Source organism: Pantoea sp. SGAir0180 (genome assembly GCF_043546245.1).
On record NZ_CP028071.1, the window covers coordinates 3,118,642 to 3,144,336 of the forward strand.

The window sequence follows — 25,695 nt, forward strand, 5'->3', positions numbered from 1 at the left end:
GGACATCCTATGCTCGCCCTTTTGATGAGGCTCACCATGATGCTTCGCCTGAATTTTTTAGCGTTATTGCTGCTTCTGCCGCTGTTTGCCAGCGCCGGACCCGCTACGGATTTTGCCGCCGCCAGCCGAACTCAGCAGGCCGATCTGCTGCAACAGTGGGCCGCTGCGCCAGATGCCCGCCGTTTACCCTTGCTGGAAGCGTTAAAAGCCGAAACCGTCGTAACGGATCAGAACCACCATCCCTTTAGTAAAACCGGGAATACGCTTCAGCCACTGGATGACGCCGCACAGCCCAACGGCGACGTTAAAAAGCTGTTTATGAACAACCGCCTGCGTGTACTGGTCGCCAGTGCTCTCGCCGCCCATCAGCTGGTAAGCCCTGATGCCGGCGTGCGCCTGCGCGCGGCGCAGCAGTTACAAAACGACGCGGCCGCTGACCTGCTTCCGCTCATAGAGAAACGCCTCAGTGTTGAAACGGATCCTCAGGTTCATGCTGCGCTGGCCATGACGGCGGCCAGTCTGCAGCTGACCAGCCCGCAGCCGATAGTGCGGCTGCGAGCGGTCAAACTGCTGGGCGAATCCAGCGATCCTAATACTCAGGCCAGCCTGCAGCGCCTGACGCAGCCCGCAGCCGAGCCCGATGAAACGGTGCGAGAGGCAGCGGCAGACAGCCTGAAGCAGATGAAAAGTCGCCTGATGTGGGGCGATCTGCTGGGGCAGGCATTCAGCGGGCTCTCGCTGGGATCGATCCTGCTGCTGGCCGCGCTGGGCCTGGCCATCACCTACGGTCTGCTGGGGGTGATCAATATGGCGCACGGTGAAATGCTGATGCTGGGCGCGTATGCCACCTGGCTGGTACAAAACCTGTTCCAGCAGTTTGCACCGCAGTATATCGCCTGGTATCCGCTGCTGGCGCTGCCGGTCGCGTTTCTGATGACGGCAGCCATTGGAATGGCGCTGGAGCGCACCATCATTCGCCATTTGTATGGCCGCCCACTGGAAACCCTGCTCGCGACCTGGGGCATCAGCCTGATGCTGATTCAGCTGGTGCGTATGCTGTTTGGTGCGCAGAACCTGGAGGTCGCCAATCCCGCCTGGCTGTCGGGCGGATTGCAGGTGCTGCCCAATCTGGTTCTGCCCTGGAACCGCATTGCAGTCATCCTGTTCGTGGTGTTTGTGCTGATACTAACCTGGCTGCTCCTCAACCGTACGCGGCTGGGGATGAACGTGCGCGCCGTCACCCAAAACCGGGCCATGGCCGACTGCTGTGGCGTGCCGACGGGCCGCGTGGACATGCTGGCATTTGGTCTGGGTTCCGGTATCGCGGGGCTGGGCGGCGTCGCTCTGTCGCAGTTAGGCAATGTCGGGCCAGAACTGGGCCAGGGCTACATCATCGATTCTTTCCTGGTAGTGGTGCTGGGCGGCGTCGGCCAGCTTGCCGGAACCGTGGTCGCCGCACTGGGACTGGGCATTCTCAACAAAGTGCTGGAGCCTCAGATGGGGGCCGTATTGGGGAAAATCCTTATTCTGGTGTTGATCGTGCTGTTTATTCAGAAACGTCCGCAGGGACTGTTTGCCGTGAAAGGAAGGGTGACTGACTGATGACGCAACCTCTCACCTTACGTCTGACGCGTCAGGCACCGCGCCTGACGCTGGGCATTGGCGCAGTCGTTACGCTGCTGCTGCTGATCATGCCGTTCCTGGCACTGCTGCCCGCCTCGCATCCGCTGGCGATCTCCACCTATACCTTAACGCTGGTCGGTAAAATTCTGTGCTACGCCGTGGTCGCGGTGGCGCTGGATCTGGTGTGGGGTTATGCGGGCTTACTTTCTCTGGGGCATGGCCTGTTTTTTGCGCTGGGCGGCTATGCGATGGGCATGTACCTGATGCGCCAGGCCTCCGGGGACAGCCTGCCCGCGTTTATGACCTTCCTGTCCTGGGATCGGCTGCCGTGGTTTTGGGCAGGCACGCAGCATTTCGCCTGGGCGCTGTGTCTGATTGTCCTCGTGCCGGGCCTGCTGGCGCTGGTGTTTGGTTTTTTTGCCTTCCGCTCGAAAATCAAAGGCGTGTATTTCTCAATCATGACCCAGGCGCTGACCTATGCCGGCATGCTGCTGTTCTTTCGCAACGAAACCGGTTTTGGCGGTAACAACGGCTTTACCGGTTTTACGACCCTGCTGGGCTTTAGTGTGACCTCAACCAACACGCGCATCGGCTTGTTTATTGCTACCGTCATGCTGCTGTTAGCAAGCCTGGTGCTGGGCTTCGCGCTGGCCCGCAGTAAATTTGGCCGGGTGCTGACCGCTGTTCGGGATGCCGAAAACCGCCTGATGTTCTGCGGTTACGATCCCCGGGGTTTTAAGCTGTTCGTCTGGACCCTCTCGGCCATGCTATGTGGCCTGGCAGGCGCGCTCTATGTGCCCCAGGTTGGCATTATTAACCCCAGTGAAATGTCCCCGACCAACTCCATTGAAGCCGCTATCTGGGTCGCACTTGGCGGGCGCGGTACGCTTATCGGTCCGTTGCTCGGGGCCGCCATCGTCAACGGCGCGAAAAGCGTCTTCACCGTGGCTTTTCCGGAGTACTGGCTGTTTTTCCTGGGGATGATGTTTATTTTGGTCACGCTGTTTCTGCCGCGTGGCGTGATGGGTTTACTGCGCCGGAGAAAAGATGACTGAGACCCTGTTCACCCAAACTCTGCCAGCCGATCGTTATCGTGCCCAGCGCGATCCGGTCCTGCAGTTGGCTAACATCACCGTAACCTTTGAGGGGTTTCGTGCGCTTAACAATCTCTCTTTACAGATTGGCGTCGGTGAACTGCGCTGCATCATTGGCCCTAATGGCGCAGGTAAAACTACGCTGATGGACGTTATTACCGGCAAAACGCGTCCCGACACAGGGCAGGTCATTTACGATCAGGATAAAAACCTCATCGCCCTGTCTCCGGTGGAGATTGCCCGTAGCGGAATTGGGCGCAAATTTCAGAAGCCGACAGTGTTTGAAGCGCTGACGGTATTTGAGAATCTGGAGATTGCCCTGAAAACCACCAAAACCGTCTGGGCCAGCCTGCGTGCGCGCCTTGACAGCGCGCAACGGGATCGGATCGATGAGATCCTGACGCTGCTGCGGCTTAGCGCCGCCCGCCAGCGAACGGCAGGTCTGCTGTCGCATGGCCAAAAGCAATTTCTTGAAATCGGCATGCTGCTGGTGCAGGAACCGCACCTGCTGCTGCTTGATGAGCCCGCTGCGGGCATGACCGATGCGGAAACTGACTACACCGCAGAACTGTTTCGCAGTCTGGCGGGCAAGCATTCACTTATGGTGGTTGAGCACGATATGGGCTTCGTGGAAACTATTGCCGATCACGTCACCGTTTTGCATCAGGGAGCCGTACTGGCAGAAGGTTCCCTGCGCGAGGTACAGGCCAACGAGCAGGTCATTGACGTTTATTTGGGGCGCTAAATGTTACAGGTATCTGAACTGCATCAGTATTATGGCGGCAGCCACATTCTGCGTGGCCTGTCTTTTGAGGTTAAACAGGGTGAAGTCACCTGCCTGCTCGGCCGCAACGGTGTGGGGAAAACCACGCTGCTGAAATGCCTGATGGGCTTAATACCGGCTAAATCGGGCGAGGTGTGCTGGCAGGACAATATCATCAACGGGCGAAAGCCCCACCAGCGCGTGCAGGCCGGCATGGCTTACGTGCCGCAGGGGCGGGAGATTTTTCCGCGTCTGACGGTTGAAGAGAATCTGCTGATGGGTCTGTCACGCTTCTCATCCTCGCAGGCAAAGCAGGTGCCTGAAGAGATTTACCAGCTGTTTCCGGTATTGTTCGATATGAAATCCCGCCGGGGCGGCGATCTGTCCGGCGGCCAGCAACAGCAGTTGGCCATTGGCCGGGCGCTGGCCAGCCGTCCACAGTTGCTGATCCTCGACGAGCCTACCGAAGGGATTCAGCCTTCAGTGATCAAAGAGATTGGCCTGGTGATCCGCCAACTGGCACAGCGCGGCGACATGGCGATTCTGCTGGTCGAGCAGTTTTATGATTTTGCCGCGGACCTGGCCGACCGCTATCTGGTCATGTCGCGCGGTGAAATTATCCAGCGCGGGCGCGGTGAAGAGATGGAAACGGATAACGTGCGGAGCCTGGTCGCCATCTGATTCTCCTCCTGTCAGGCAGGTCGGCGCGCAGGCTGACCTGCCTGGATCGCGGCACCCTGCGCTTTCTTCCCACCTGAGCCATGCACGCCCACGGTACGCATCCGTGACCGGCCCGTTTCTTTTCCGTCGTTAAATTCTTGTGTAATAACGCACAAGACATCTTGTAATAAATAACAGTAAGTATAATAATTCTCATTTGCATTCAATATGCATAACACCTTTGTCACATGACTTTCTGCGCCTTTCTTCTACCGGGCGCGTTGTATTTGCCTTTGTAAGGGATAAACAATGAGAATGCCTTTTGGCCCGAAACGGTTAGCGCTACTGTGTTCCATCGCCATTGCCGCCCCTGCGGTCTCCTTTGCCGCCGATACGCTGGTGGTGACAGCAAAGCCGGAAGAAACGTCGACCACGCCCACCGAAGGCTACACGGCGACCGTCAGTAAAGGGGCAACCAAAACCGATCGTCCTTTGATCACCACCGGTCAGTCCGTTTCGGTCGTGACGCGCCAGCAAATGGCCGATCAGGGCGCAATGGATGTGAATCAGGCGCTTAACTACACCGCCGGTGCCTTCACGAACTTCGCTGGCGCAGCCACCCGCTACGACACGGTCTCTCTGCGCGGCTTCCACGGCGGCGATGTCGATAACATTTTCCTGGACGGTCTGCGCCTGATGAGCGATCCCGGCAGCTATAACGTGCTGCAGGTCGATCCCTGGTTCCTCGACCGTATTGATGTGATTAAAGGCCCCTCTTCTGCCCTGTATGGACAGACGGTGCCGGGTGGTTTAGTGATCGAAAGCTCCAGACGTCCGCAGTATGCGCCTGAGGGACATTTCCGTTTGTCTACCGGCAACCATAACACCAACAGCGCTGCGTTTGATTACACCAATGCCATCAACGATCAGTGGGCGTTTCGCCTGACCGGCATAACACGCAACAGTGATACGCAGTACGATCATACACGCGAAGAAAAATATGCGATTTCGCCTTCACTGCTGTGGCAACCTGATGAGGATACGTCACTCCTGCTGCGCGCTTATCTGCAAAAAGATCCGTCCGGCGGCTATCACAGTGCCGTGCCAGGGGACGGCAGCATCACCGAACATAACGGGCGTAAGCTCAGCACCGGTTTCTATGATGGCGACAGCGCGCTGGATCAGTTTAAGCGGCGGGAGCAAATTTACAGCGCGGAATTCGCTCACCGCTTTAATGAAACCTGGGCGTTTCGCTCGAATGCCAGTTACTCCCATTCCAATGTCGATCTGGATCAGGTTTATCAGATTGGCTGGGCATCACCGCAGTCCGAACTGCTCAATCGCTACTATTCCGGCTCGCGTTCGTCGCTGCAGGCGTACGCGATTGATAACCAGCTGGAAGCCGACTTTGATACCGGTCCGGTGGATCACAAGGTGGTGCTGGGTGCGGAATACCATCAGTACACGAACGATTTACGGGATGCCAGCGGCCCAGCCAGTTCACTCAATGCGCTGACAGGTCAGGCCGTGGGCGTGAATCCGGCTTACGTGTTTACAAATTCACAGCGTCGTTACTATCAAACCGGCGTGTACCTGCAGGATGAGCTGAAATGGGACAAATGGCATCTGGATCTCTCAGGCCGCTACGATCGCATCGTGTCTGAAAACCGCCAGTACAGCACCGATACCCAATATCGTCGTCAGGATGATCACGTCAGTGGCCGGGCGGCGCTGCTGTATGCCTTTGATAACGGGATTTCGCCCTACGTCAGCTACAGCCAGGCGATTACGCCACAGTCCCTTTCCGGACGGGATGGCAACCTGCTGAAGCCAACGACCTCGGAGCAGTATGAGACCGGCATTAAGTACCAGCCCGTGGGCACGTCCGATCTCTACTCCGCCGCGATCTACGACCTGACACAGAATGATGTCGGTAACCGCGTGGTAGTAGGCTCCTATTATGAACCGGCTGGCAAAGTGCACTCTCAGGGCCTCGAACTGGAAGCGCATAATCAGCTCACCCCGCGACTGAGCACGCTGGCGAGCGTGACGGTGAACCATGTGCGCTTCAAAGATTCCATTGACGGCAATAACGGCCACACGCCTTACGTGACGCCTGACTCGATGGCGTCTGCCTGGGCGAAATACCAGTTTGATGCGGGAATCAGCGTCGGTGCTGGCGTGCGTTACATTGGTCGGCAGTGGGCAGACAATGAGAACATCACACGTCTGCCTTCCGCTACGCTGTTTGACGCCTCGGTCCGCGCTGATTTGGGTGCCTGGAACAGCAGCCTCAAAGGCGCGTTTGTGCAGCTTAATGCCAATAACCTGACCGATCGCGACTACGTTTCTGCCTGCTATGGCACGGGCTTCTGCTACTGGGGCGCAGAGCGCACCGTGGTGGCGACCGTCGGCTACGATTTCTGATCCCTGCCAGGGCGGCAATCCGTGCCGCCTGTCACCGCTTATGCCACAGCGGCGCAATATCGCCGCTGTTTTTCTCGCAGAAAAACACGTACCAGCCACAGCCACAGCACACCACAGATCAGATTCAACAGGCTGAAGCCTGCGGTACCGCCATGAAAATAGGCCGCTTTGCCTGCCTCAATCCCAAAAGCAAAGACCACCATACTGACCATGCCCAGCATCGCTGCCACGCTGCCCTTCCCTGCCTGACTGGAAAATAACGTCAGTCGGTACAGTCCGGCATTGACCATCCCGCTGCCGAAGCCGTACAGGCTGAGGCCTGCCGTGAGCCCAATGTAGCTGTCCGCCTGCCATAACGTGCTCAGCGCAGCGATTAAAAGCCCTGTAACCACAGGCCAGGCCCCCAACCGTAACGGCTGCTCGACGGAGAGACGGCTGGCCAGTCGTCCCAGCGTGAGATTCCCGGCAATCATTGCCATAAAGACCGGCAGTTGAAGCAGCGCGTAATCCAGTCGGCTCAGGCCCAGACCGTGGATCAGGATAACAGGCGAAAGCGCGACCCATGTCAGGCAGGGAATCGTCACCAGGCCAATAGCCAGCGAACCGCACATCACCTGGCGGTCTTTTAGTAACGCATAATAGCCCGCCGCCAGCGACGGCAGCGATACGGAGGTGCGTCTGTCACCGGCGGTTTCCGGCATCGACAGGCCCAGGCCAATGAGCGACAGCGCGGCCAGAGCAGCGAAAAACAGAAACAGTGTGCGCCAGTCTGCGACGGCCAGAAACGCCGTACCCGCCAGCGGCCCGGCCAGCGGAGCCAGCAGCGCAACGTTCGCCATCAGCGCCATCATCTTTACGCTGAGTGCCTCGTCAAAAGCCTCCTGAATGGCGGCATAGCCCACCGCACCGATAAAGCACAGGCTGATGCCCTGCAGAAAGCGCAGCAGGATAAATGGCCCGATGCCCTGCACCCAGTGCGTCGCCAGACAGGTCAGCATAAAAAACGCAACACCGGTCAGCAGGACCGGACGGCGGCCCAGCTTGTCGGACAGCGGCCCCAGGAGCCACTGTAACAGCATCCCGCCCATCAGATAGGCGGTCAACGAGGTGGCCACCCACTCCGGGCCCACGTGAAAAGCCTGTGTGACCCGCAGCATGCCGGGCTGAATCATGTCATGCGCGAGATAGGTGGCAAACTCAAACAGCACCAGCGATAAAGGAAATAACAGATGTCGTCGCGTCAGGCGCGAGACAGGTTGAAAACGAGCCATCGTCAGTATTATCCAGTAAAACGAGAAAAACGCGGCCGCCAGGGCGACCGCGCTGATGGGAAAGGCGATGATGATCCCGTTAACGCCACCGGGCGACAGGATTCTCCAGCGTGCCGGCAAACTTGAGGTTTTCGGCAGGATCGGACAGGTTGATCATCTGCTGATTATTGGCCAGCTGCAGGCGGTTCAGACAGGAGCGGGTAAAGGTGGGCGCAAACATATCGTAGCGGGCAAATTTACTGGCCAGCTGCGGATGCGCCTGCTGATAATCCTTCACGCACTGTGCCACCAACTGCCAGAACTGACTCTCGGGCAGCGTACCTGACTGGTGCAAAATCGCGCTGATAAAGCGGAAGATACAGTCAAAGACGTCGGTAAAAATCGACAACAGCTTCAGTTCTTCAGGCACGTCTACCGCCAGACGCTGGACGTTCTCCGGCAGTACCGCCTCCGGGTTCATGACGGCGATTTCTTCGCCAATGTCTTTCATGTAGGCGCTGACCGGCACATTGTTTTCCAGCAGCAGGATCAGATTTTCGCCGTGGGGCATAAACACCAGATCGTGTTGATAGAAGCAGTGCAGCAGCGGACTGAGGTAACAGTTAAGGTAACGTTCAACCCACTGTGCCGCGGGCAGGCCTGAGTCGGCGATCAGTGCGGGCAGTAACGGCTGCTGATGATGATCAACATGCAGGAACGCCGCCATGGTCATCAAGCGCTGGCCGGGCTGCAAATCAGGAACCGGATTATCGCGCCACAGGGCCGCAAACATTTTCTTATAGGCGGAATCGCCCTTAATGGCACGTTCGTAATGGCGGTTGTGATAGCCCACGGCGGCCACCTCGCGCAGGATGCGGAAGTTGCAGCGCTGAAGCCAGCTGTCGTTTGCCACCAGCGTTTCCAGCCATTCATTAATCGCAGGCGTGGTCGCCATATAGTACGGCGACAAGCCGCGCATAAAGCCCATGTTGAGCACCGACAGGGCAGTTTTCACATAACGCTTGTGGGGCTGGCTGCGGTTAAAGAAGGTACGAATCGACTGCTGCGCCTGATACTGGTCATCACCGATGCCCAGATAAATAATGTCCCGACTGGCAATATCCGCCGCAAACACCGTCAGCAGCTTGTTCTGCCACTGCCACGGATGCACGGGCATAAAGATATAGTCCTCGGGTTCCACCCCGTGGCTTGTCAGCTGAGCCGCGAACCGATCCAGAATGGACTGCCCTAGCTCCTCCTGCAGCAACTGCGTATAGCTCAGCGCGCTGAGGCTGGAGAAATGGGCATGACGACGGTGCACGGCTACCCAGATGAGATTTACCGGCGCGGCGGCCTCTGGAGCATAAGCCAGGTAATCCCGCGCATCGAAGCCGATGCGGCCGTTATTGGCGACGAAGCAGGGATGCCCTTCCGTCATGGAGGATTCCACGGTCTGGAAGTCCGCTTTTACCAGCGCCTGGCTGTCTGGATTCTGCTTCTGCAACTTAAATACGCTGCTGCATAAGGTGCTGCTGATCTCTTCCATGTAGGTGGCTAACAGCGCCTGAGGAATGCCGATCTGCGCATTAAACTCCTCAATAAACTGCAGCGCATCCAGCGGTAACGCCCGACCATTCTCCTGCTTTTCCAGTGAGGCAACGTCGATATCCCAGTGGTCCAGCGCCAGACGCTGAGCGGAAAAATGGTACTCTGCCTCGGCACCCGGCACGGCCAGGCGATAACGTCCTGGGTGCATTTCGTCGGGGACGATCAGCTTTTCATGCGCGAATTCGGCAATCGCTTTACGAATCAGTAAACGGTTAACCTGCAGCCAGTGAGGTCCGGTGAGATGGGCACCGGTTAACAGTGAGGTGGCGTGATTCATTCGTGAGTCCTGCAGTAAAGCCTGTTGATAATCGTCGCGCTGACAGAAGGCGAGCCAGGCGGTTTTGTGGCCCATATCAATGGTGTGCTGGTAGCGAAAACCCGCACGTTTGTTCAGGCGATGGATTTTGTCGTTGCGCACATCCGGTTCGACCACCACGCGACTGACCTCGGGGCGGCTGAACAGGTAGTCCATAACGGTGCTGAAGACCTGCCAGCTAAATTCCCTGACCGGGGTTTCCGCGGGCGCGATCAGAATATGCATGCCGTAGTCGTCCGGCTGAGCGGGATAGTATTTACCTACTTCATCCTCGCGGGCGCGATAGCATTCGACAAGGAAGGCCGGTTCACCATTGCAGCAGCCGATCAACGCCGCATGCGGATCCCTGGCCGTCAGCTGGTGGTAAAAGTCGGCGACCTGCTCTGGTGTGTCATTCTGCATTCCCCAGAAGCGGGCATAGTCGCGCGTCACCCAGCGATGAATCAGCGTGGCGTCAGCGGCCTGCATAGGGCGGAGGGTAAACTGGCCTGCCGGGCGGGCGGCAGTGAAAAGCGTTAACTGTGACATATTACGATTCCGATTGAGCCGGGAAAGTCTGGAAGGCAATCTGCCGTTCGACGGGATAGATCTCTTTGCCGGTGATTTCACGCAGCAGCACCGAATTGCGATAGCAGGCCATACCCAGATCCGGTGTAACGAAGCCGTGCGTGTGCAGCTCCGCGTTCTGCACGAAGATCTGGTTGTGGCGATCAATGCTGTAGTTACGCTGAACGTCGTAACGGCCCTTCTCGTCCCAGCGCAGACGCTGGCTGATGCCTTCAATAAACATCGGCGGACGATACTGATAGCCCGTTGCCATCACCAGACCGTGCGTACGGCGGGTAAAGGCACAATCCTGCTCCTGCTGATGCAGCGCGAGCTCGAACTCTCCGTTGGGTAATGCGCGCATTCCGGTCAGTTCTGAATGGGTGAACAGGTTAACGTTCAGCGCGCCATCCAGTTGCTTAACGTACATCAGATCGTAGATAGCGTTGATCAGCGTGCTGTTGATGCCTTTATAGAGATTTTTGTGGCGCGCATTCAGCACATCGCGTTTCTCACCCGGCAGCGCGTGGAAATAGTCCACCCATTCTGGCGAGGTCATCTCCAGCGTCAGTTTGGTATATTCCAGCGGATAAAAGCGTGGCGCACGGGTTATCCAGTTCAGCTGATAGCCAAACCGATCGATCTCCGTAAGCAGATCGTAATAGATCTCTGCCGCGCTCTGCCCGCTACCCAGTACGGTAATGGACGGTTTTTTCTGCAAATCCGCCTTATTCGCCAGATACTGACTGGAGTGCGTAAAACGCGACCGGAATGGATGGCTGCAGGCAGGCAGCCAGGCTTCAGGACCGGTGCCTAACACCAGCCTGCGGGTCAGCCAGTCCTGCTGCTGCCCACTGACCGTATCGACTGCCCGCACGCGGTAGCACTGCAACGCTTCGTCGTAGCTCACATAGTCCACGCGCGTGTTCCAGCGCAGGTTACTCAGCTTTGAACAGGCCCACTGACAGTACTGGTTGTACTCTTTACGCATCAGGAAAAAGTCTTCGCGGATATAGAACGAATACAGTTTTCCTTTCTGCTTCATATAGTTCAGCAGACTGTAAGGACTGGTGGGATCGGCCAGCGTCACCAAATCGGCCATAAACGGCGTTTGCAGATGCGCACTTTCCAGCATCATGCCGGTATGCCAGTCAAAGCCCGGATTCTGATCCAGAAAGAGGCCATTCAGCCCTTCAACAGGTTCACTCAGACAGGCCAGGCTGAGATTGAAAGGACCGATGCCAATTCCGATAAAGTCATAAATGTTGTCGTTCATCGTACCGTTCTCACTGGTTAGCGGCTTGCAAAGTCAGGTCACGTGCCTGCTCCCGGCCGTAATGGACAATCAGGGCAATGACGTCTTCCATGTCAGCCACCGTAGTGGTGGGATTCAGCAGGGTAAATTTGAGGTACTGGTGACCCTCGACTTTCGTACCGGCGATCACCGCGTTACCCGAGCGGAACAGCGCCTTGCGGATACCGGCATTGATGGCATCCAGCTGTGCGGCCCGCATGTCAGGCCGGGGTACGAAACGGAAGATTTGTGTGGTCAGTTCAGGCGCATGCAGCACCTCAATAGACGGATGGGCTTTCAGCAACTGATGGGTTGCCTCGGTCAACGTCAGGATGGTATCGAATGCTTCCCCCAGCGCCGCCGGGCCCATGATGCGCAACGTCAGCCACATTTTCAGCGCGTCAAACCGGCGCGTCGTCTGAATACTTTTGTTGACCAGGTTTGGCGTCCCTTCCTGCTGGGCGCTGAGCGGATTGAGGTAATCGGCATGGTGCGTCACATGGCTGAGGTGCTGTTTATCGCGCACGAAAAACGCCCCGCAGCTGACGGTCTGGAAAAATGACTTGTGGTAATCCACCGTCACCGAGTCCGCTTTTTCGATACCACTGAGGCGCTGCCGCTGCGTTTCAGATACCAGCAGGCCACAGCCGTAAGCCGCATCGACGTGCATCCAGATGCCGTACTGCTGACACAGATCCGCGATAGCGTTCAGCGGATCGATACTGCCAAAATCGGTGGTGCCACTGGTGGCCACGACGGCGATGGGAATCAGGCCCTGCGCATGGCAGTGCTCAATTTCGCGCTCAAGCTGTACGCTGTCCATGCGGTAGTGTTCGTCGTAATCCACGGAAATCACCGCATCGTAGCCCAGGCCAAGAATTGCCATCGACTTCTGAATACTGAAATGACTCAGTCGGGAGGTCAGCACGCGCCATTTCGCGGCCTCCGTCGGCAACCCCTTATGCTTGATCAGGTGACCCGGATGGTGCGTGGCGCACCAGCTGTCCCGCGCCAGCAGCATCGCCATCAGGTTGGACTGCGTACCGCCACTGGTAAAGATGCCGTCTGCGCTCGCAGGCAGGCCGATGCGGCCCAGCGTCCAGTCAATGACCTTCTGCTCAATCAGCGTGCCGCCCGCGCTTTGATCCCAGGTATCGACGGAGCTGTTTACCGCCGCCATGATCTGCTCTGCCAGCAGCGAGGGCAGCACAACCGGGCAGTTAAGATGGGCGACATATTTGGGGTGATGAAACCAGACGGCATCGCGCAGGTAAAGTGACCGCAGCTCTTCCAACGCGGCTTCGTTGCTGCCCAGAGGCTGATCAAGGTCGACGGCGCTGAACGCCGGGGCCAGCTCATGGGGCAGGATTCCGCTGAACGGCTTCTCCACGCGCTGCACCGTGCTGCTGATCAGCGCCAGCGCCGCGTGCGTTTGCTGCTGCCACGCCGTAATCTGCGCCTCGTTAAAGATGACGTCCTGAGCCGCAGGAATATCTTCAGACAGATGTCGGCGCGGGACCGACAGAGTTTGCTTACGTAACACCATATCCTGTTCCTTTGTTTAAGACGTAAGTCGCCTGGCCGCCCCGGTAAAAGGGCAGCAGATCGTGCCAGACCGCACGTGTCAGTTCAGATTCGGTAATCTTTAGCCGGTACAGCTAACCCATCAGCCCTGAAAAATTGAGAATTTATGTTCGCAAAAATCCAAAAAACTACATTTTGTGTGGTTTATTTGTATTTACTGAGTAATTATTAACGAAAATGACAACATAAATAATAATCATTATCATTCAATTTTTGGAAGTGTAACCATTCTCATAAGTATAACTAATATCTATTTACGTGATCTTGATCACAAAAAGTAGGCGAAAGGAGCCGCCAGGCTAACAAAACAGGCTTCCCCACGGCCTGATGCCGTAGGGAAGTGCTGTTTTCAAGATGTAAATACAGATGACGGGATGCAGAGGCTCAGCCCCGGCACGGTTCTACATTGCGGTCTGGGCATCAAGCCTGAATACACTGACGTTCTCAACCAGCGCGCTGACCTGCTGGTCTAATGCCCGTGCGGACTGGGCTGACTGCTGTGATAAGGTTGCGTTTTGCTGCGTCGCGGCATCCATATGCGTCACCGCCAAATTGACTTGTTCAATACCGGCACTCTGTTCAGCGCTGGCAGCAGAGATATTCTCCATGAGCGTACACAGCTGTTTTACGCTCTCAACGATCGCCTGCATGGATGCCCCCGCGCCTTTTACAAGTGAATTGCCTTGCGCAACCAGCGTCACCGATCGATCCGTGAGTCCCCGAATCTCGCGGGCCGCCGTAGCGGAACGCTGCGCCAGTGCACGGACCTCTGAAGCGACAACGGCAAAACCGCGTCCGTCGTTACCAGCACGGGCGGCTTCTACCGCCGCGTTAAGGGCCAAAATATTCGTCTGGAAAGCAATGCCGTCAATTACCGTAACGATGTCATTAATTTCGCGTGAAAACTGATGGATATCTTCCATGGCAATGACCACTTTTTCGACCACCTCACCGCCATCATCGGCGCGCTGGCGCGTATCACGTGCAATGATGCTGGCATGATGGGCATTTTCTGCATTGATTTTTACAACAGAGGTCAGTTGTTCCATTGACGCCGCCGTTTCTTCCAGCGCACTGGCTTGCGCTTCATTACGTGAAGAAAGCTCACGGCTGCCATGTGCCACCTGATCTGTCGTGGCCGCAATGGCCTCTGTTCCACCGCGAACACCGATCACAATGCGTGTCAGGCTCGTATTCATATCGCGCAGTGCGGCCATCAATTGTGCCGTTTCATCATATCCGCTGACGCTAATATGGGCGCGCAGGTCACCCGCTGCTACCGTTTTGGCTATCGTGATTGCCTGTTTCAACGGTTGCGTAATGCTCTGGATAAGCCACCATGTAATTCCCACGCCCACTAACAGGATGCATCCCATTGCGATCAGCAACAGCAGGCGCGTTTGTTGGTAATGCGCAAGGTTACTCGCATCAATGTCCCGATGCATTTCCTGCGCACGCGCTAAGGTCGACGTGACCAGCGCATCGATTTGCTGGGTGGGCGCACGATCAATGCCCGTTACCTGATGATCGACCCGCGCGGGGCTGCTGATGTCGTTGATAACAGAGCTGTTCAGCGCCGTCAGGTACTGGCGTTCCAGCCCGGCATGCGCCGCGCGCGCCTGCTCAACCGGGGCAACTGGCAGGTTCAGCATGGCCTGAATCTGACTGAGCCGGGTCAATAATTGCTGCGTTTTCTGGCTTTCATTCAAAAAGGCCGTTTTATATTTATCAAATGTATTTTGTCCTTGTGTTCCACGCAGCAGAATATTCTTCCACTCCTGCACTTGTATTTTGAACTGCACCTGCGCGCTGCGCGCAGTATCAATACTTTCTGCAATGAGCATCTCCTTTGCCATAACGGCCTGACTGTTCTCTAAAGCCTGTCCGTTAACACGTAATCCGTTCACCCCCATCAACAGGGTTGCAAGCAGCAGCAACGTGGCAAGAAAACCGAGTCTTTGACCAATTTTAAATCGATTGAGCTTCATAAAAACTGTTACCTGGTGAATAAATAGGAGAACAAACGTGACTTTCGTCACATTGATTATCGTCCTGGCGGGTAGCAACCTTTATGGAGCCGGATGAGGAAATAACGTGACACTTTTGTGACAGAAAGCCCCCAAATAGCGACATTTTGACCCATAATATCTTGCCTTGCGCTTTCACAGCCTGTGCGCTTTGACCTGTAACGGAGGTTGCTCAGCGGGCATTACCGGTGCGACCTGCGCACTGGCATATTGCGCTGCGGTACAAACCGTCCGATATCGCGCAAAGACATTGTTAAAATTTCAACATCACACATCGGCTTATTGCAGGTTACAGTACGGTTCCCCGGGTGGCATGCCAGCGATTTACGGGATAATCGCTTTGCAGGTAAGATAAAAAACGGATGCGTCGAGCATGCAACGCCTTCTTTTTTGCCTTTATCAAAGGTCACGAAGTGAAAACGGGCGAGTTGAACGCCCCCGTTACCGGCCACCTTCACGGTGTAACAGACATATGACGTCCTCCTCAAGGAATACAGGTTCAGAGATGACAATGGAAACCCGCCGCGACGAACGTCTGCGCAAACTCGCTCTGGCACTGAAGCGCACCGATAAACTTCACCTGAAGGATGCCGCCCGGTTGCTGGACGTCTCAGAGATGACGATTCGTCGGGATCTGAGCGAACCGACATCCAGCGTCGTCCTGCTCGGCGGCTATATCGTCAGCGATCCCAGAAGCCAACCCGGTCACTATTTTGTCTCCGATCAGCACGGGCAAAACGCCACCCGCAAACAGCAGCTGGCGCAGGCGGCGGCAGGTCTGATCGGGGAGAACGATACCGTCTTTTTCGACTGCGGGACGACCTTGCCCTATGTAGTGGATGCCATTCCGGATGCCCTGCCCTTCACCGCCATCTGCTGTGCCATGAATACTTTTCTGGCGTTAAAAGAAAAGCCCGCCTGCCATGTCATCCTGAGCGGCGGTGAATTCCATGCGGATAACGCCTTATTCACGCCGGTGGGCGGACAGTGCATTCTGGATGACCTGTGCCCTGACCTGGCCTTTATTTCTGCGGCAGGCGTCAGCCACGATCAGGGCGCGACCTGCTATAACCTCAATGAACTGCCCATGAAACACCACGCGATGCGGCGCGCCCGCCAGCGAATTCTGGTGGCGGACAGCAGCAAATACGGGAAAGTGTTACCGGCCCGCATTGGCGCACTTTCACGCTTCGACCTGCTGGTCAGCGACAGCGCACCAGATGCCACGCTGAGTCAGTGGTTAGCGCAACAGTCTATTCCCGTGCGCCTGCCCTGACTTCAGCCTGTCCACCGGCGTTCTGATGCGCGTTGCCCTTTGCCGGATCGGTCTGACAACGGACATAAATCAAACAGTTATTCTGAACCCGCGGCCGCCATCGAATAATCCCATCCCCTCGGCTGTGATTAGGCGGCGAAAAAGGCTAAACTTCGACATCATCCAAACGACAAACAGACCCAGAGGCTCAATACAACGTGGCTCAATTCGTCTATAGCATGCATCGCGTTGGCAAAGTGGTACCGCCAAAGCGTCATATTCTGAAAAACATCTCCCTCAGCTTCTTCCCCGGTGCGAAAATTGGCGTACTCGGCCTGAACGGTGCCGGTAAATCGACGCTGCTGCGCATCATGGCAGGCATCGATAAAGACATCGAAGGGGAAGCCCGTCCACAGCCCGGTATCAAAATTGGTTACCTGCCGCAGGAACCGCAGCTCAACCTTGAGCACACCGTGCGTGAATCCGTTGAAGAAGCGCTGTCGGAAGTGGTTGGCGCGCTGAAACGCCTTGATGAGGTTTATGCGCTTTACGCCGAAGAAGATGCGGATTTTGACAAGCTGGCAGCTGAGCAGGGACGTCTGGAAGAGATCATTCAGGCACACGACGGCCATAACCTGAACACACAGCTGGAACGTGCAGCCGATGCGCTGCGCCTGCCAGACTGGGACGCCAAAATCGCGAACCTGTCCGGTGGTGAACGCCGCCGCGTTGCGCTGTGCCGCCTGCTGCTGGAAAAGCCAGACATGCTGCTGCTGGACGAACCGACGAACCACCTGGACGCCGAATCGGTCGCCTGGCTGGAACGCTTCCTGCATGACTTCGAAGGCACCGTGGTCGCGATTACCCACGACCGTTACTTCCTGGATAACGTTGCCGGCTGGATCCTGGAACTCGACCGTGGTGAGGGGATTCCGTGGGAAGGTAACTACTCTTCATGGCTGGAGCAGAAAGATGCCCGTCTGGCACAGGAAGCCTCGACTGAAGCGGCCCGTCGTAAATCTATCGAGAAAGAGCTGGAGTGGGTACGTAAAGGGCCAAAAGGCCAGCAGTCTAAAGGCAAAGCCCGTCTGGCACGCTTTGAAGAGCTGAACAATACCGACTACCAGAAACGTAACGAAACCAACGAACTGTTTATTCCGCCGGGTGCCCGCCTGGGTGATAAGGTGCTGGAAGTCAGCCACCTGCGTAAATCCTACGGTGACCGCGTGCTGATTGACGATCTGTCGTTCTCGGTACCGAAAGGTGCCATCGTTGGCATCATCGGTCCGAACGGGGCCGGTAAATCCACGCTGTTCCGCATGATGTCCGGTCAGGAACAACCGGATTCCGGTGAGATCGTGCTGGGTGAAACCGTGAAGCTGGCCTCTGTCGATCAGTTCCGTGACAGCATGGATAACGCCAAAACCGTGTGGGAAGAAGTCTCCGGCGGCCAGGACATCATGCGTATCGGCAACACGGAAATGCCAAGCCGCGCCTATGTCGGGCGCTTTAACTTTAAAGGCGTCGATCAGGGCAAACGCGTCGGTGAGTTATCCGGTGGTGAGCGGGGCCGCCTGCATCTGGCAAAACTGCTGCAGGTTGGCGGCAACATGCTGCTGCTCGATGAACCGACCAACGACCTGGACATTGAAACCCTGCGCGCGCTGGAAAACGCCCTGCTTGAATTCCCTGGCTGTGCCATGGTGATCTCGCATGACCGTTGGTTCCTTGACCGCATCGCGACGCACATTCTGGACTACCAGGATGAAGGGAAGATCGAGTTCTTCGAAGGTAACTTTACCGAATACGAAGAGTACAAGAAACGCACGCTGGGCGCGGATGCGCTGGAGCCGAAGCGCATCAAGTACAAGCGTATTGCCAAATGATTCAGGGGCGGCAGCAATGCCGCCCTTTTCTTTTCCTCAGTGGTAAAAGTCGCGAAACACCGACGACTGCAACGCAAATTCAATAAACCTCATCAACGCGGGCGAATTCAGTTTACGACTGGGATAGACCAGCCACAGCTCGTTTCCCTCAACCGTCCATTCCGGTAACACCTGCACCAGGCGCGCATCGCGCATCTCCCCGTCCGTTAAGAAACGCGGCAGTAGCGTAATGCCGGCATGCCCCAGCGCCGATTCGCGGGCGTAGAGCAAATTGTCGGTCAGGTGCGCGGGCGGCAGCAGCCAGCGATGATACTGACTGTCGCGTTTAAGCACCCACTCGTTCCAGGCGCGGTGCGCGATACAGCGATGTTCAGCCAGCTGCTGCGGATGAGTAACCGGCGGATGCTGATCGAGATAAGTCTGCGAGGCCACCAGCAATCGCTCGCAGTACCCGACACGTCGCCCAATCAGAGACGATTCCTGTGGCTGGCCGGTGCGTAAGGCAAGATCAAAGCCATCCTGTACCAGGTCGCGAATCTCGTCTGAAACGGAAATGTCCAGCGTGACATCAGGATAACGCCGTAAAAACGCGGCGTTACAGCGCGCCAGTAAGGTTGCCCCAATGCCTGCCGGGCTGGTGATGCGCAGGCGACCGCTGGGATTTTCCCGCAGGTTGGCAATCGCCTGTTCGGCACGTTCGCTGGCCTGCATCATCTCCTGACAGTGCAGCAGATAACGCTCCCCGGCAAAGGTCAGGTTAAGCTGGCGCGTCGTTCGGTTTAACAGCCGGATGCCCAGCCGCTGCTCAAGCTGGCTGATACGTTGACTGACGCTGGATTTGGGCAAACCTGCCCGCTCTGCCGCAGCGGTAAAGCTGCCGCACTCCGCCACCAGCGCAAACAGCGCCATATCCTGCCACTCACGAAACGCCATTGTTCACCTCAGACGAACACTCTAATAACTATTGTCCATCTTATCAGCCTGGCGGTGGGGTTCTACACTTGAAGAAACACTAGAGGAGAATAAATTATGTCTGTCCGCGCGATTGCTGTTGATCCCGAAAACCCAAAAAACTTCACCGAAATTTTCCCGGAAACGCCTGTACCCGGCGAGTATGACCTGCGTGTCCAGGTAAAAGCCGCCTCGGTCAACCCGGTGGATACCAAGGTGCATAAAGGCGCGATCAAAAATGGTTTGCAGGTGCCGCGTATCCTCGGCTGGGATGCCAGCGGCGTGGTGCTGGAAACCGGCAGCAAAGTCACGGGCTTCAAGCCCGGGGATGAAGTGTACTATGCAGGCGATATTACCCGCCCGGGCAGTAACAGCACCGAACAGTTAGTCGATTCCCGTATCACTGGCCATAAGCCGAAAACGCTCGACTGGGCGGCCTCTGCGGCGATTCCTTTAACGGCGCTTACCGCCTGGGAAGGTTTGTTCGAGCGACTGGATATGGCAGCCGCGCGTGACGATCAAACGCTGTTGATCGTTGGCGGCGCAGGCGGTGTAGGCTCTCTGGCGATTCCGCTGGCGAAAATGCGCAGCAAGGCGAAAGTGATTGCCACCGCGTCACGGGAAGACTCTGCCCAGTGGTGCCGCGATCGCGGGGCCGACCTGGTGATCAACTATAAAGACATGCCCGCTGAGCTGGAAAAGCACGGCATTAAGCAGGTCGACTACATTTTCTGCCTTAACGACACTGACGGCCACTGGGAAACCATGAGCCAGTTCATCGCGCCCCAGGGTCATATCTGCACCATCGTCGAGAACGAACATCCGCTGTCAATGGATCAACTGAAGCTTAAGAGCGCCTCGCTGCACTTTGAGTTTATGTACACTCGCAGCATGTTCACCACGCCGGATATGGCGCAACAGGGTGAGATTCTGAATAGCGTTGCCCGCCTGTTAGATGACGGAAAACTGCAAACCACCCTGAGTGAAACCCTGCACGGGTTAAGTGTGGAAACCCTGGAAGCGGCCCACCAGCGTGTACTGGAAGGCCATATGCGCGGCAAAGTGGTCATGGTTTACTGATCACCTGCGGATGCCGGTCCGTGCGGCATCCGCTCGCCCCGTTTCACGGGGCTTCCTCGGAGGGAGCCACAGGCGCGGTAAAAGCCTGCGGGTTCCCCTCATCGTCCAGCGCCGTGTAATCAACAAGGATCTGGCTCGCCGCGGAAGGCGACGCGTTTCCCATCAGGGGATACTCTTTGCTGGAAAAAGGCGCGAGCGTTTTATCCCCGTCCAGATAAACGGTGTAGCCTTTTCCGCCTGCCCGCACGGTCATTTTGCCCGGCGTGAAAAAGTAGCCACTACGGTTGGTGGCACGAATGAAAACCTGCCCCTGCATTTTCCTGACCTGAAAGGTGACGGCGTTCACCCGTGCCGTAAACGGTATCGCCTTCTTAAACGGTCTGTTGATCACTTTAAGTTGGGTATTCAGCGCCATGCTGATCTTATCGCTGCCCGGCTGTATCGTTCCTTTTTTTACGGCGCTGATTTCGTACAGATTGAGCCAGTAAAGGGATTCCCGATCCTGTGGCAGCGTTGCGGCCAGCTCAGTGCGTAAAACGGTAATCTGTTTTTTTTCATCTTTGTTCAGCGTAAAAACGCCGGGAAGCGCGACAAAAGGAAAGGCTTTACTGCCCGGCGATTTTTCCGGTGCGCCGCTGTCGACCCAGGTCTGGATCAGCACGGGTGCGTCGCCGCTGTTAACCAGCAGTAACGGGGTTTGCACCTCGCCGGGATGGAAGATCAGTCGGCTTTGCTGCGGAATTACCGCGGCCTGGGCGTTAATCACGATACACATACATAACCAAAGAAACGTTTTCATCTTATTGCAGCCGAATGAGGATAGATGCGGTTGCATCAACATGGCCCGCCGTCACCGTTTTACCCGGGAGCTTTGCAAGACGGGCGTTGAAAGTACGCTGATACAGTTTCTCGTCATTCTGCTGGCTGCCGCTGATCACCTGCGCGTCCTCCAGCACCGGTCGCCAGCCCGCACTCCCGCTGAAGCTGCTCCAGCTTAAAAAGGAGACGGGCTGACCACCTGACGTTTCCAGCTCAATGCCCACGCCTTTCGCCAGCGACGGTAAACTGTCGTAATGATCGGACACCAGGTAGCGCGAAAGACCGTCTCCCGTCGTCAGTCCCAACTGCTGCGCCTGCAGCCACGCGGCGTAGCTCGGTTGAAACCCCAGAGACAGCTGACCCGACTGAACGCCAGAGAGGTTTTCGGTTCCGTTCGCACAGGCCAGCGTAATGCTGAGCGGCGCCGTCACCGCCTGGCCCTCATTGAGCGCATTGATGCTGATGCCGGGGAAAAGGACGTTTGCGGTATAATTCTCCACCCGGCAGCCCTGGGTCATATTTTGCGTCAGAGTGGCGACCGGCGCGGTATTCATCCCAAAGGCCATGTAACGTCCGGTTCCCCAGGTTTCAAAATGGTTCCAACTGTCCTGACCCGCTTCGGGCACATTCATCCCCGGCCCCATAAACACCACATAACCATTGGGCTGGTTGCAACTGTAGGAGCCAGTGTAATTATCGGCCGCCGCCCAGAGGCAGCCCCACGACCCGTAACCCGGCGTGCGGTTGTTTCTGTCGGTACGAATGAGCTCCGCACTGATGGGGCTGAAGTCGCGTCCCCGGATCAGGATTTTATTTCCCTGTATTTCATACTGGGTGAGCGGTACTTTTTGCCAGATACGGGTAAAGGGCCTGCCACTGCGCACGTGAACCAGTTTTAACGCGGTATAGGGAAAGTAGGTCTGGAAATAACTGTCCCCCATGTCCCAGGCGCCGCCAACGTTACTGTCGCCATTGGTGGCGAAGACCTCATACAGCTGATCTTTATCGGCAAGATCACACTGGTACAACACACGGTCGGGATTGCTGTTATTGACAGCCGGTACGACCCGGAACACCGAGCGGGCCAGCACCGTGCCGGCCGGCTGATAACGCAGATTCATTAATGCGATATTGCCGAAGTTAAGTGGCGCACCGCAGGCATCACAGCCCTGATCGACCGGGTTGACCCGGGTGCAGGTCGCGTAAGCCGGGAGCCATGCGGTCAAAAAAAAGAATGTCATTACCGCTAAAACGCGTTTCATCATTAACACCTTAGAATCTAAAAACGACAGACGGCATCCGCGTAGGTCATCACCGCGTCAGGTTCAGGTTGAGGAATGTGGTAATCCATCACACAGGACGATTGCGCATCGTCACCCCAGACGGCTTTCAGTCGGCCCTGGGTTTTCGCCACACGTAACCAGGCATTGCCGCCCTGGCCAAACGTGCCCACGCGCTTGCCCGTCTCATCCAGCAGATCCGCGCCCACAGGCACCATAGCATCGCGATTCGTGCGGGTTTTCAGCATCAGGGGATAACCGCGTAAGGTTCTGAACGACACCTTCACCATCGCACCGGCATAAGGCGCGACACTTTTTTCGCTGTCCTGAATTTCCACATGACCGTCGCTGCCGCTGGCACCCAGCGTAATGGTGTTGTAGTGATACGGGTTGAGCGAAGGGACCAGCGCATAGCCAAAGCGATCGATTTCACTGCCCTGGCTGTTCAGGATCCGTGCGCCCCTGGCCCCTTTCGCCTCGACGAGGGCGAAGGTATCGCCCAGATAATGGCCTAACGTCACACCACCGCTGTGGATCACCGCCGCCCCCATGGCGTTAACGGACATCTGATTAAACCGTGAAGAGGTCGAGGCAGTACCGGTCACGCTGGCCTCAGAAAAGGTTTTGCCCAGGCTGCCGCTTACTGTCGTGTCACGCTGCTGCTGATCGCGATTCACATTCAGGCTGTAGCTGGTGCCGCTCTCACCACTCAGCCCGCTGAGCGACGCTGTGTAATTACTGCCGTTCTGGCTTCCACGGGATCCCCCCAGAGCCAGGTAAGGTGAAGTGGCGTCCGTGCCCAGCGGCACAGAGACGCTGACCTGTAACTGGGTATCTTTATAAAACGTCTCGTCTGCGTACTGAGCCATGACAGCTCTGCGCGGATCGGTGGCATAGGCTCTACGCGAATACTGGCGGGACAGGGAAATATTCAGTGCGATGTTTTTGGGCAGCACCGTGCCATAACCGACCTGAAACTGTGTCGTCCGCGAGCGACCGTCATAGTAATTTTGCTTCGAGCCGGAGAGATAGATGTTGCCCCACTGCCCCAGCGTCTGATTCAGGGTCATCTGCAGGCGGGTACGCTGCATATATTCGCTGGTAATACTGTTGCGGCCCGGTGTTTCCGCATTATTCAGTGCAATCACGTCGTTGAGATCGCGGTAACCCTGGGTGGAATACTGGTAGCCCGCAAACGTCAGAGTGGTATTCGTGGGCTGAAAGGTTCGACTGTAACTCAGTGCGTAACGCCATCCCTGGGTCGACTCACCGCTGTTCAGAACCGCGCTGGAATACGCGCTGTTAAATCCCACGGCCCCTATGTCTGAAGCCCAGACGCCGCCAGCCAGCACGGCATGATAGCGTTCGCCCAGCCTGACGCCGCCGTTCAGCGTAATGGCATTGCTCAGGCCGTGCCTGACGGTTAACTCAGTAAAGGTGTTGGCTTTGCTGTAATCCCTGACTTTACCGGCGGCAAAGTTGTAGTCTGTCCGGCCTGGACGCAGCGACTGCGGTAAGACCGCATACGGCACGCTAAAACGATGCAGGCTGCCGTCAGACTCCTGAACCTCCACGCTGAGATCGCCGCCATAGCTCACCGGGCTCAGGTCATTGATCGTAAACGGCCCTGGCGGCACGGTTGTCTGATATATCCGTTGCTTGCCCTGCCAGACCGTCACGCGGGCATTGCTGTTTGCCACGCCGCGCACCAGCGGTGCATAACCCCGAACAGAATCCGGCAACATACGGTCATCAGAGTCCAGACTGACCCCGTTGAAACTGACCGCCGTAAACAGATCGCCGTTACTGAAAAGCTCGCCTATGCCCGCCTCACTTCGTAATGACGGCAGCGCACGTTGTACCCAGGCCCTGGCGCTTTGCCAGCGATTGCCGACCTCGTCATGCGTAAAGTTTCCCTGTTGACGAAAACGCCACATGCCGACATTGATGCCACTGTTAATACCCAGATACGTGGATTCGAAACGCTGCGCATTTTTATAATCGGAATAGAACTGGTTCAGGTTGTAATTCACGAACCCCATGGTCGTGCCCGCCGTCAGGTTTTCGGGCGCGATATAGCCGACGGGCCGCTGAACCCGCATCGCCTGTGGGACGGTAACGTCTACACGCAGGCTGCCCGTATTCACGTTAACTGACGCGCCCGTCAAAAGCGCATCGGGTCTGGCACAGTCTTTCGCCTTGAGCGCAGTGAGATAGTGGGCCTTGACGCCAAAGGCCTGATAAAAGGACAACGGCAGGCATACCGAAAGCGCTCTGCCCGCGCGAACGATATCAACCGACGTGGACCGTTGAAACTTACCGTTGAGATAAAGATCGACATCATAGCGGCCGGGCTGGAACCAGGCGTCCTGCACACTGTCAGGCATCGCAATCTGTCCAGGCAGCATTTCGCGCACTAAGGCAGGATCAAACAGATAGTCATCCTGACCTTCAGCCGCCTGACCGCCCCTGAGGAAAAGCAGACTCAAAGCGAACAATAAGAATAATGAGACTCTATTCATTTCTGCGATTTTTCGTTCACGTTGATTTTTTCGTCGGCACCGAAATCATTTATCAGGATGGCATTAAGCGCGTATCCCGAGAGCGCTGAGCGGTTTTGCAACGTGATGCGCTGTTCACTAAACGGCGCCAGCGTGACAGCATCGTCCCAAAGGACGGTGTTATTCCCTTTGACCAATGCAAAAGATCGAATATTGGCGTAAAAGGGCGAGGCATTGCGGAAGACGATGTCATGCCCCTGAATATGGTATGAGAGCGCATTCTTCAGGTTATCCATGGAAAAATTCAGGCCCTTTGGGCGAACGATAACCTTTACTCTGTTCTTAATAATCAAATAGAGTTTATTCTTATCCTCCAGCCCTTTTTTTAACGAGGGAATCTCAGTGTAATCCATATAAAACAGTGACTCTCTGTCCTGAGGAAGATTATTCTCCGTCACGTTGAGCTTTACCGTTTGGCCGGCCTCAGGAGCAATCCTGAATATTTGCGGCAACGCCACAAAAGGCGGGACAGAATGATTATTGAGATTGATCGCCTGAATCTGAATCAGCGCTGGCTGATCGCCAGTATTCGTAAACTGAAGCGTTTTTTCTTTTTTCGCACCGTCTACAATGACACGCGTGCCATTTAATACAACGCTTGCCTGACAAAACATGGCTGAAAAGGCCAGAAAGAGAAGAAGAAGAAGAGACTTCAACACAGGGTTCTCCTG

General features: G+C 56.3%; 18 protein-coding genes. 8 read left to right on the forward strand and 10 right to left on the reverse strand.

The features are described from left to right. Positions 1-36 precede the first annotated feature (36 nt). From urtB to C1N58_RS14725, 5 genes are all read left to right on the forward strand, one after another. Complete coding sequence (gene urtB / locus C1N58_RS14705; RefSeq protein ID WP_394549917.1) at positions 37-1,602, forward strand: urea ABC transporter permease subunit UrtB; 1,566 nt, start codon at positions 37-39, stop codon at positions 1,600-1,602. After that, positions 1,602-2,678, forward strand: coding sequence for an urea ABC transporter permease subunit UrtC (gene urtC, locus C1N58_RS14710; protein WP_033740211.1), 1,077 nt, complete (start codon positions 1,602-1,604; stop codon positions 2,676-2,678). The genes urtB and urtC overlap by 1 nt, the downstream gene beginning before the upstream one ends. Beyond that, positions 2,671-3,462, forward strand: coding sequence for an urea ABC transporter ATP-binding protein UrtD (gene urtD / locus C1N58_RS14715; protein ID WP_394549918.1), 792 nt, complete (start codon positions 2,671-2,673; stop codon positions 3,460-3,462). Before urtC ends, urtD begins: the two co-directional genes overlap by 8 nt. Then, on the forward strand, positions 3,463-4,161 hold the full coding sequence (urtE, locus tag C1N58_RS14720; protein WP_325991656.1) for an urea ABC transporter ATP-binding subunit UrtE: 699 nt from the start codon (positions 3,463-3,465) through the stop codon (positions 4,159-4,161). A 288-nt stretch (positions 4,162-4,449) separates the two neighbouring features. After that, on the forward strand, positions 4,450-6,567 hold the full coding sequence (locus C1N58_RS14725; protein WP_394564277.1) for a TonB-dependent siderophore receptor: 2,118 nt from the start codon (positions 4,450-4,452) through the stop codon (positions 6,565-6,567). Positions 6,568-6,605: 38 nt separating this feature from the next. On the opposite strand, the gene C1N58_RS14730 is transcribed toward C1N58_RS14725, so the two are convergent. From C1N58_RS14730 to C1N58_RS14750, 5 genes are all read right to left on the reverse strand, one after another. Next, a complete protein-coding gene (locus tag C1N58_RS14730) occupies positions 6,606-7,838 on the reverse strand; it encodes an MFS transporter (RefSeq protein WP_394564890.1) in 1,233 nt (410 codons plus the stop codon). Between the two features lie 79 nt (positions 7,839-7,917). Continuing rightward, positions 7,918-10,269: a GNAT family N-acetyltransferase gene (locus C1N58_RS14735; RefSeq protein WP_394564278.1), complete on the reverse strand. Its 2,352-nt coding sequence runs from the start codon at positions 10,267-10,269 to the stop codon at positions 7,918-7,920. Between the two features lies 1 nt (position 10,270). Further along, positions 10,271-11,563 (reverse strand): lysine N(6)-hydroxylase/L-ornithine N(5)-oxygenase family protein, encoded by a 1,293-nt coding sequence (locus tag C1N58_RS14740; RefSeq protein ID WP_394564279.1) that lies wholly within the window; start codon positions 11,561-11,563, stop codon positions 10,271-10,273. Between the two features lie 10 nt (positions 11,564-11,573). Then, positions 11,574-13,127, reverse strand: coding sequence for a pyridoxal phosphate-dependent decarboxylase family protein (locus C1N58_RS14745; RefSeq protein ID WP_054634526.1), 1,554 nt, complete (start codon positions 13,125-13,127; stop codon positions 11,574-11,576). A gap of 439 nt (positions 13,128-13,566) precedes the next feature. After that, the gene (locus tag C1N58_RS14750) at positions 13,567-15,153 is read right to left on the reverse strand and encodes a methyl-accepting chemotaxis protein (RefSeq protein ID WP_394564280.1); all 1,587 of its coding nucleotides are present in this window, start codon (positions 15,151-15,153) and stop codon (positions 13,567-13,569) included. A gap of 550 nt (positions 15,154-15,703) precedes the next feature. On the opposite strand from C1N58_RS14750, the gene deoR reads away from it, so the two are divergent. Next, positions 15,704-16,468, forward strand: a complete 765-nt coding sequence (gene deoR, locus C1N58_RS14755) for a DNA-binding transcriptional repressor DeoR (protein ID WP_033740198.1) — start codon at positions 15,704-15,706, stop codon at positions 16,466-16,468. Between the two features lie 197 nt (positions 16,469-16,665). Further along, positions 16,666-18,333 carry an energy-dependent translational throttle protein EttA gene (ettA, locus tag C1N58_RS14760; RefSeq protein WP_006118292.1) on the forward strand — a complete coding sequence of 556 codons (1,668 nt, stop codon included), beginning with the start codon at positions 16,666-16,668 and terminating at the stop codon, positions 18,331-18,333. A 36-nt stretch (positions 18,334-18,369) separates the two neighbouring features. Here ettA and C1N58_RS14765 read toward each other — a convergent pair whose 3' ends face one another. Beyond that, positions 18,370-19,266, reverse strand: a complete 897-nt coding sequence (locus tag C1N58_RS14765) for a LysR family transcriptional regulator (RefSeq protein ID WP_394564281.1) — start codon at positions 19,264-19,266, stop codon at positions 18,370-18,372. 96 nt (positions 19,267-19,362) lie between these two features. Between C1N58_RS14765 and C1N58_RS14770 the strand changes: the two genes are divergently transcribed. After that, positions 19,363-20,364, forward strand: coding sequence for a zinc-binding alcohol dehydrogenase family protein (locus tag C1N58_RS14770; protein ID WP_394549925.1), 1,002 nt, complete (start codon positions 19,363-19,365; stop codon positions 20,362-20,364). A 43-nt stretch (positions 20,365-20,407) separates the two neighbouring features. Here the strand turns inward: C1N58_RS14770 and C1N58_RS14775 are convergent, their stop codons facing one another. From C1N58_RS14775 to C1N58_RS14790, 4 genes are read right to left on the reverse strand one after another with little or no spacing between them, the layout of a single operon-like run. Further along, positions 20,408-21,163: a fimbrial biogenesis chaperone gene (locus C1N58_RS14775; RefSeq protein ID WP_394564282.1), complete on the reverse strand. Its 756-nt coding sequence runs from the start codon at positions 21,161-21,163 to the stop codon at positions 20,408-20,410. Position 21,164: 1 nt separating this feature from the next. After that, positions 21,165-22,448, reverse strand: coding sequence for a fimbrial protein (locus C1N58_RS14780; protein WP_394564283.1), 1,284 nt, complete (start codon positions 22,446-22,448; stop codon positions 21,165-21,167). A gap of 14 nt (positions 22,449-22,462) precedes the next feature. Further along, entirely contained in the window at positions 22,463-24,985 is a 2,523-nt protein-coding gene (locus C1N58_RS14785) for a fimbria/pilus outer membrane usher protein (RefSeq protein ID WP_394564284.1), read from the reverse strand. Continuing rightward, positions 24,982-25,683, reverse strand: a complete 702-nt coding sequence (locus tag C1N58_RS14790; protein ID WP_394564285.1) for a fimbrial biogenesis chaperone — start codon at positions 25,681-25,683, stop codon at positions 24,982-24,984. Before C1N58_RS14790 ends, C1N58_RS14785 begins: the two co-directional genes overlap by 4 nt. Positions 25,684-25,695 lie beyond the last annotated feature (12 nt).

What these genes read in the sequence shown, in the direction of transcription:
- urtB (WP_394549917.1), top strand. Translation starts at nt 37, where the DNA reads ATGATGCTTCGCCTGAATTTTTTAGCGTTATTGCTGCTTCTGCCGCTG.
- urtC (WP_033740211.1), top strand. Translation starts at nt 1,602, where the DNA reads ATGACGCAACCTCTCACCTTACGTCTGACGCGTCAGGCACCGCGCCTG.
- urtD (WP_394549918.1), top strand. Translation starts at nt 2,671, where the DNA reads ATGACTGAGACCCTGTTCACCCAAACTCTGCCAGCCGATCGTTATCGT.
- urtE (WP_325991656.1), top strand. Translation starts at nt 3,463, where the DNA reads ATGTTACAGGTATCTGAACTGCATCAGTATTATGGCGGCAGCCACATT.
- C1N58_RS14725 (WP_394564277.1), top strand. Translation starts at nt 4,450, where the DNA reads ATGAGAATGCCTTTTGGCCCGAAACGGTTAGCGCTACTGTGTTCCATC.
- C1N58_RS14730 (WP_394564890.1), bottom strand. Translation starts at nt 7,838, where the DNA reads ATGGCTCGTTTTCAACCTGTCTCGCGCCTGACGCGACGACATCTGTTA.
- C1N58_RS14735 (WP_394564278.1), bottom strand. Translation starts at nt 10,269, where the DNA reads ATGTCACAGTTAACGCTTTTCACTGCCGCCCGCCCGGCAGGCCAGTTT.
- C1N58_RS14740 (WP_394564279.1), bottom strand. Translation starts at nt 11,563, where the DNA reads ATGAACGACAACATTTATGACTTTATCGGAATTGGCATCGGTCCTTTC.
- C1N58_RS14745 (WP_054634526.1), bottom strand. Translation starts at nt 13,127, where the DNA reads ATGGTGTTACGTAAGCAAACTCTGTCGGTCCCGCGCCGACATCTGTCT.
- C1N58_RS14750 (WP_394564280.1), bottom strand. Translation starts at nt 15,153, where the DNA reads ATGAAGCTCAATCGATTTAAAATTGGTCAAAGACTCGGTTTTCTTGCC.
- deoR (WP_033740198.1), top strand. Translation starts at nt 15,704, where the DNA reads ATGGAAACCCGCCGCGACGAACGTCTGCGCAAACTCGCTCTGGCACTG.
- C1N58_RS14765 (WP_394564281.1), bottom strand. Translation starts at nt 19,266, where the DNA reads ATGGCGTTTCGTGAGTGGCAGGATATGGCGCTGTTTGCGCTGGTGGCG.
- C1N58_RS14770 (WP_394549925.1), top strand. Translation starts at nt 19,363, where the DNA reads ATGTCTGTCCGCGCGATTGCTGTTGATCCCGAAAACCCAAAAAACTTC.
- C1N58_RS14775 (WP_394564282.1), bottom strand. Translation starts at nt 21,163, where the DNA reads ATGAAAACGTTTCTTTGGTTATGTATGTGTATCGTGATTAACGCCCAG.
- C1N58_RS14780 (WP_394564283.1), bottom strand. Translation starts at nt 22,448, where the DNA reads ATGATGAAACGCGTTTTAGCGGTAATGACATTCTTTTTTTTGACCGCA.
- C1N58_RS14785 (WP_394564284.1), bottom strand. Translation starts at nt 24,985, where the DNA reads ATGAATAGAGTCTCATTATTCTTATTGTTCGCTTTGAGTCTGCTTTTC.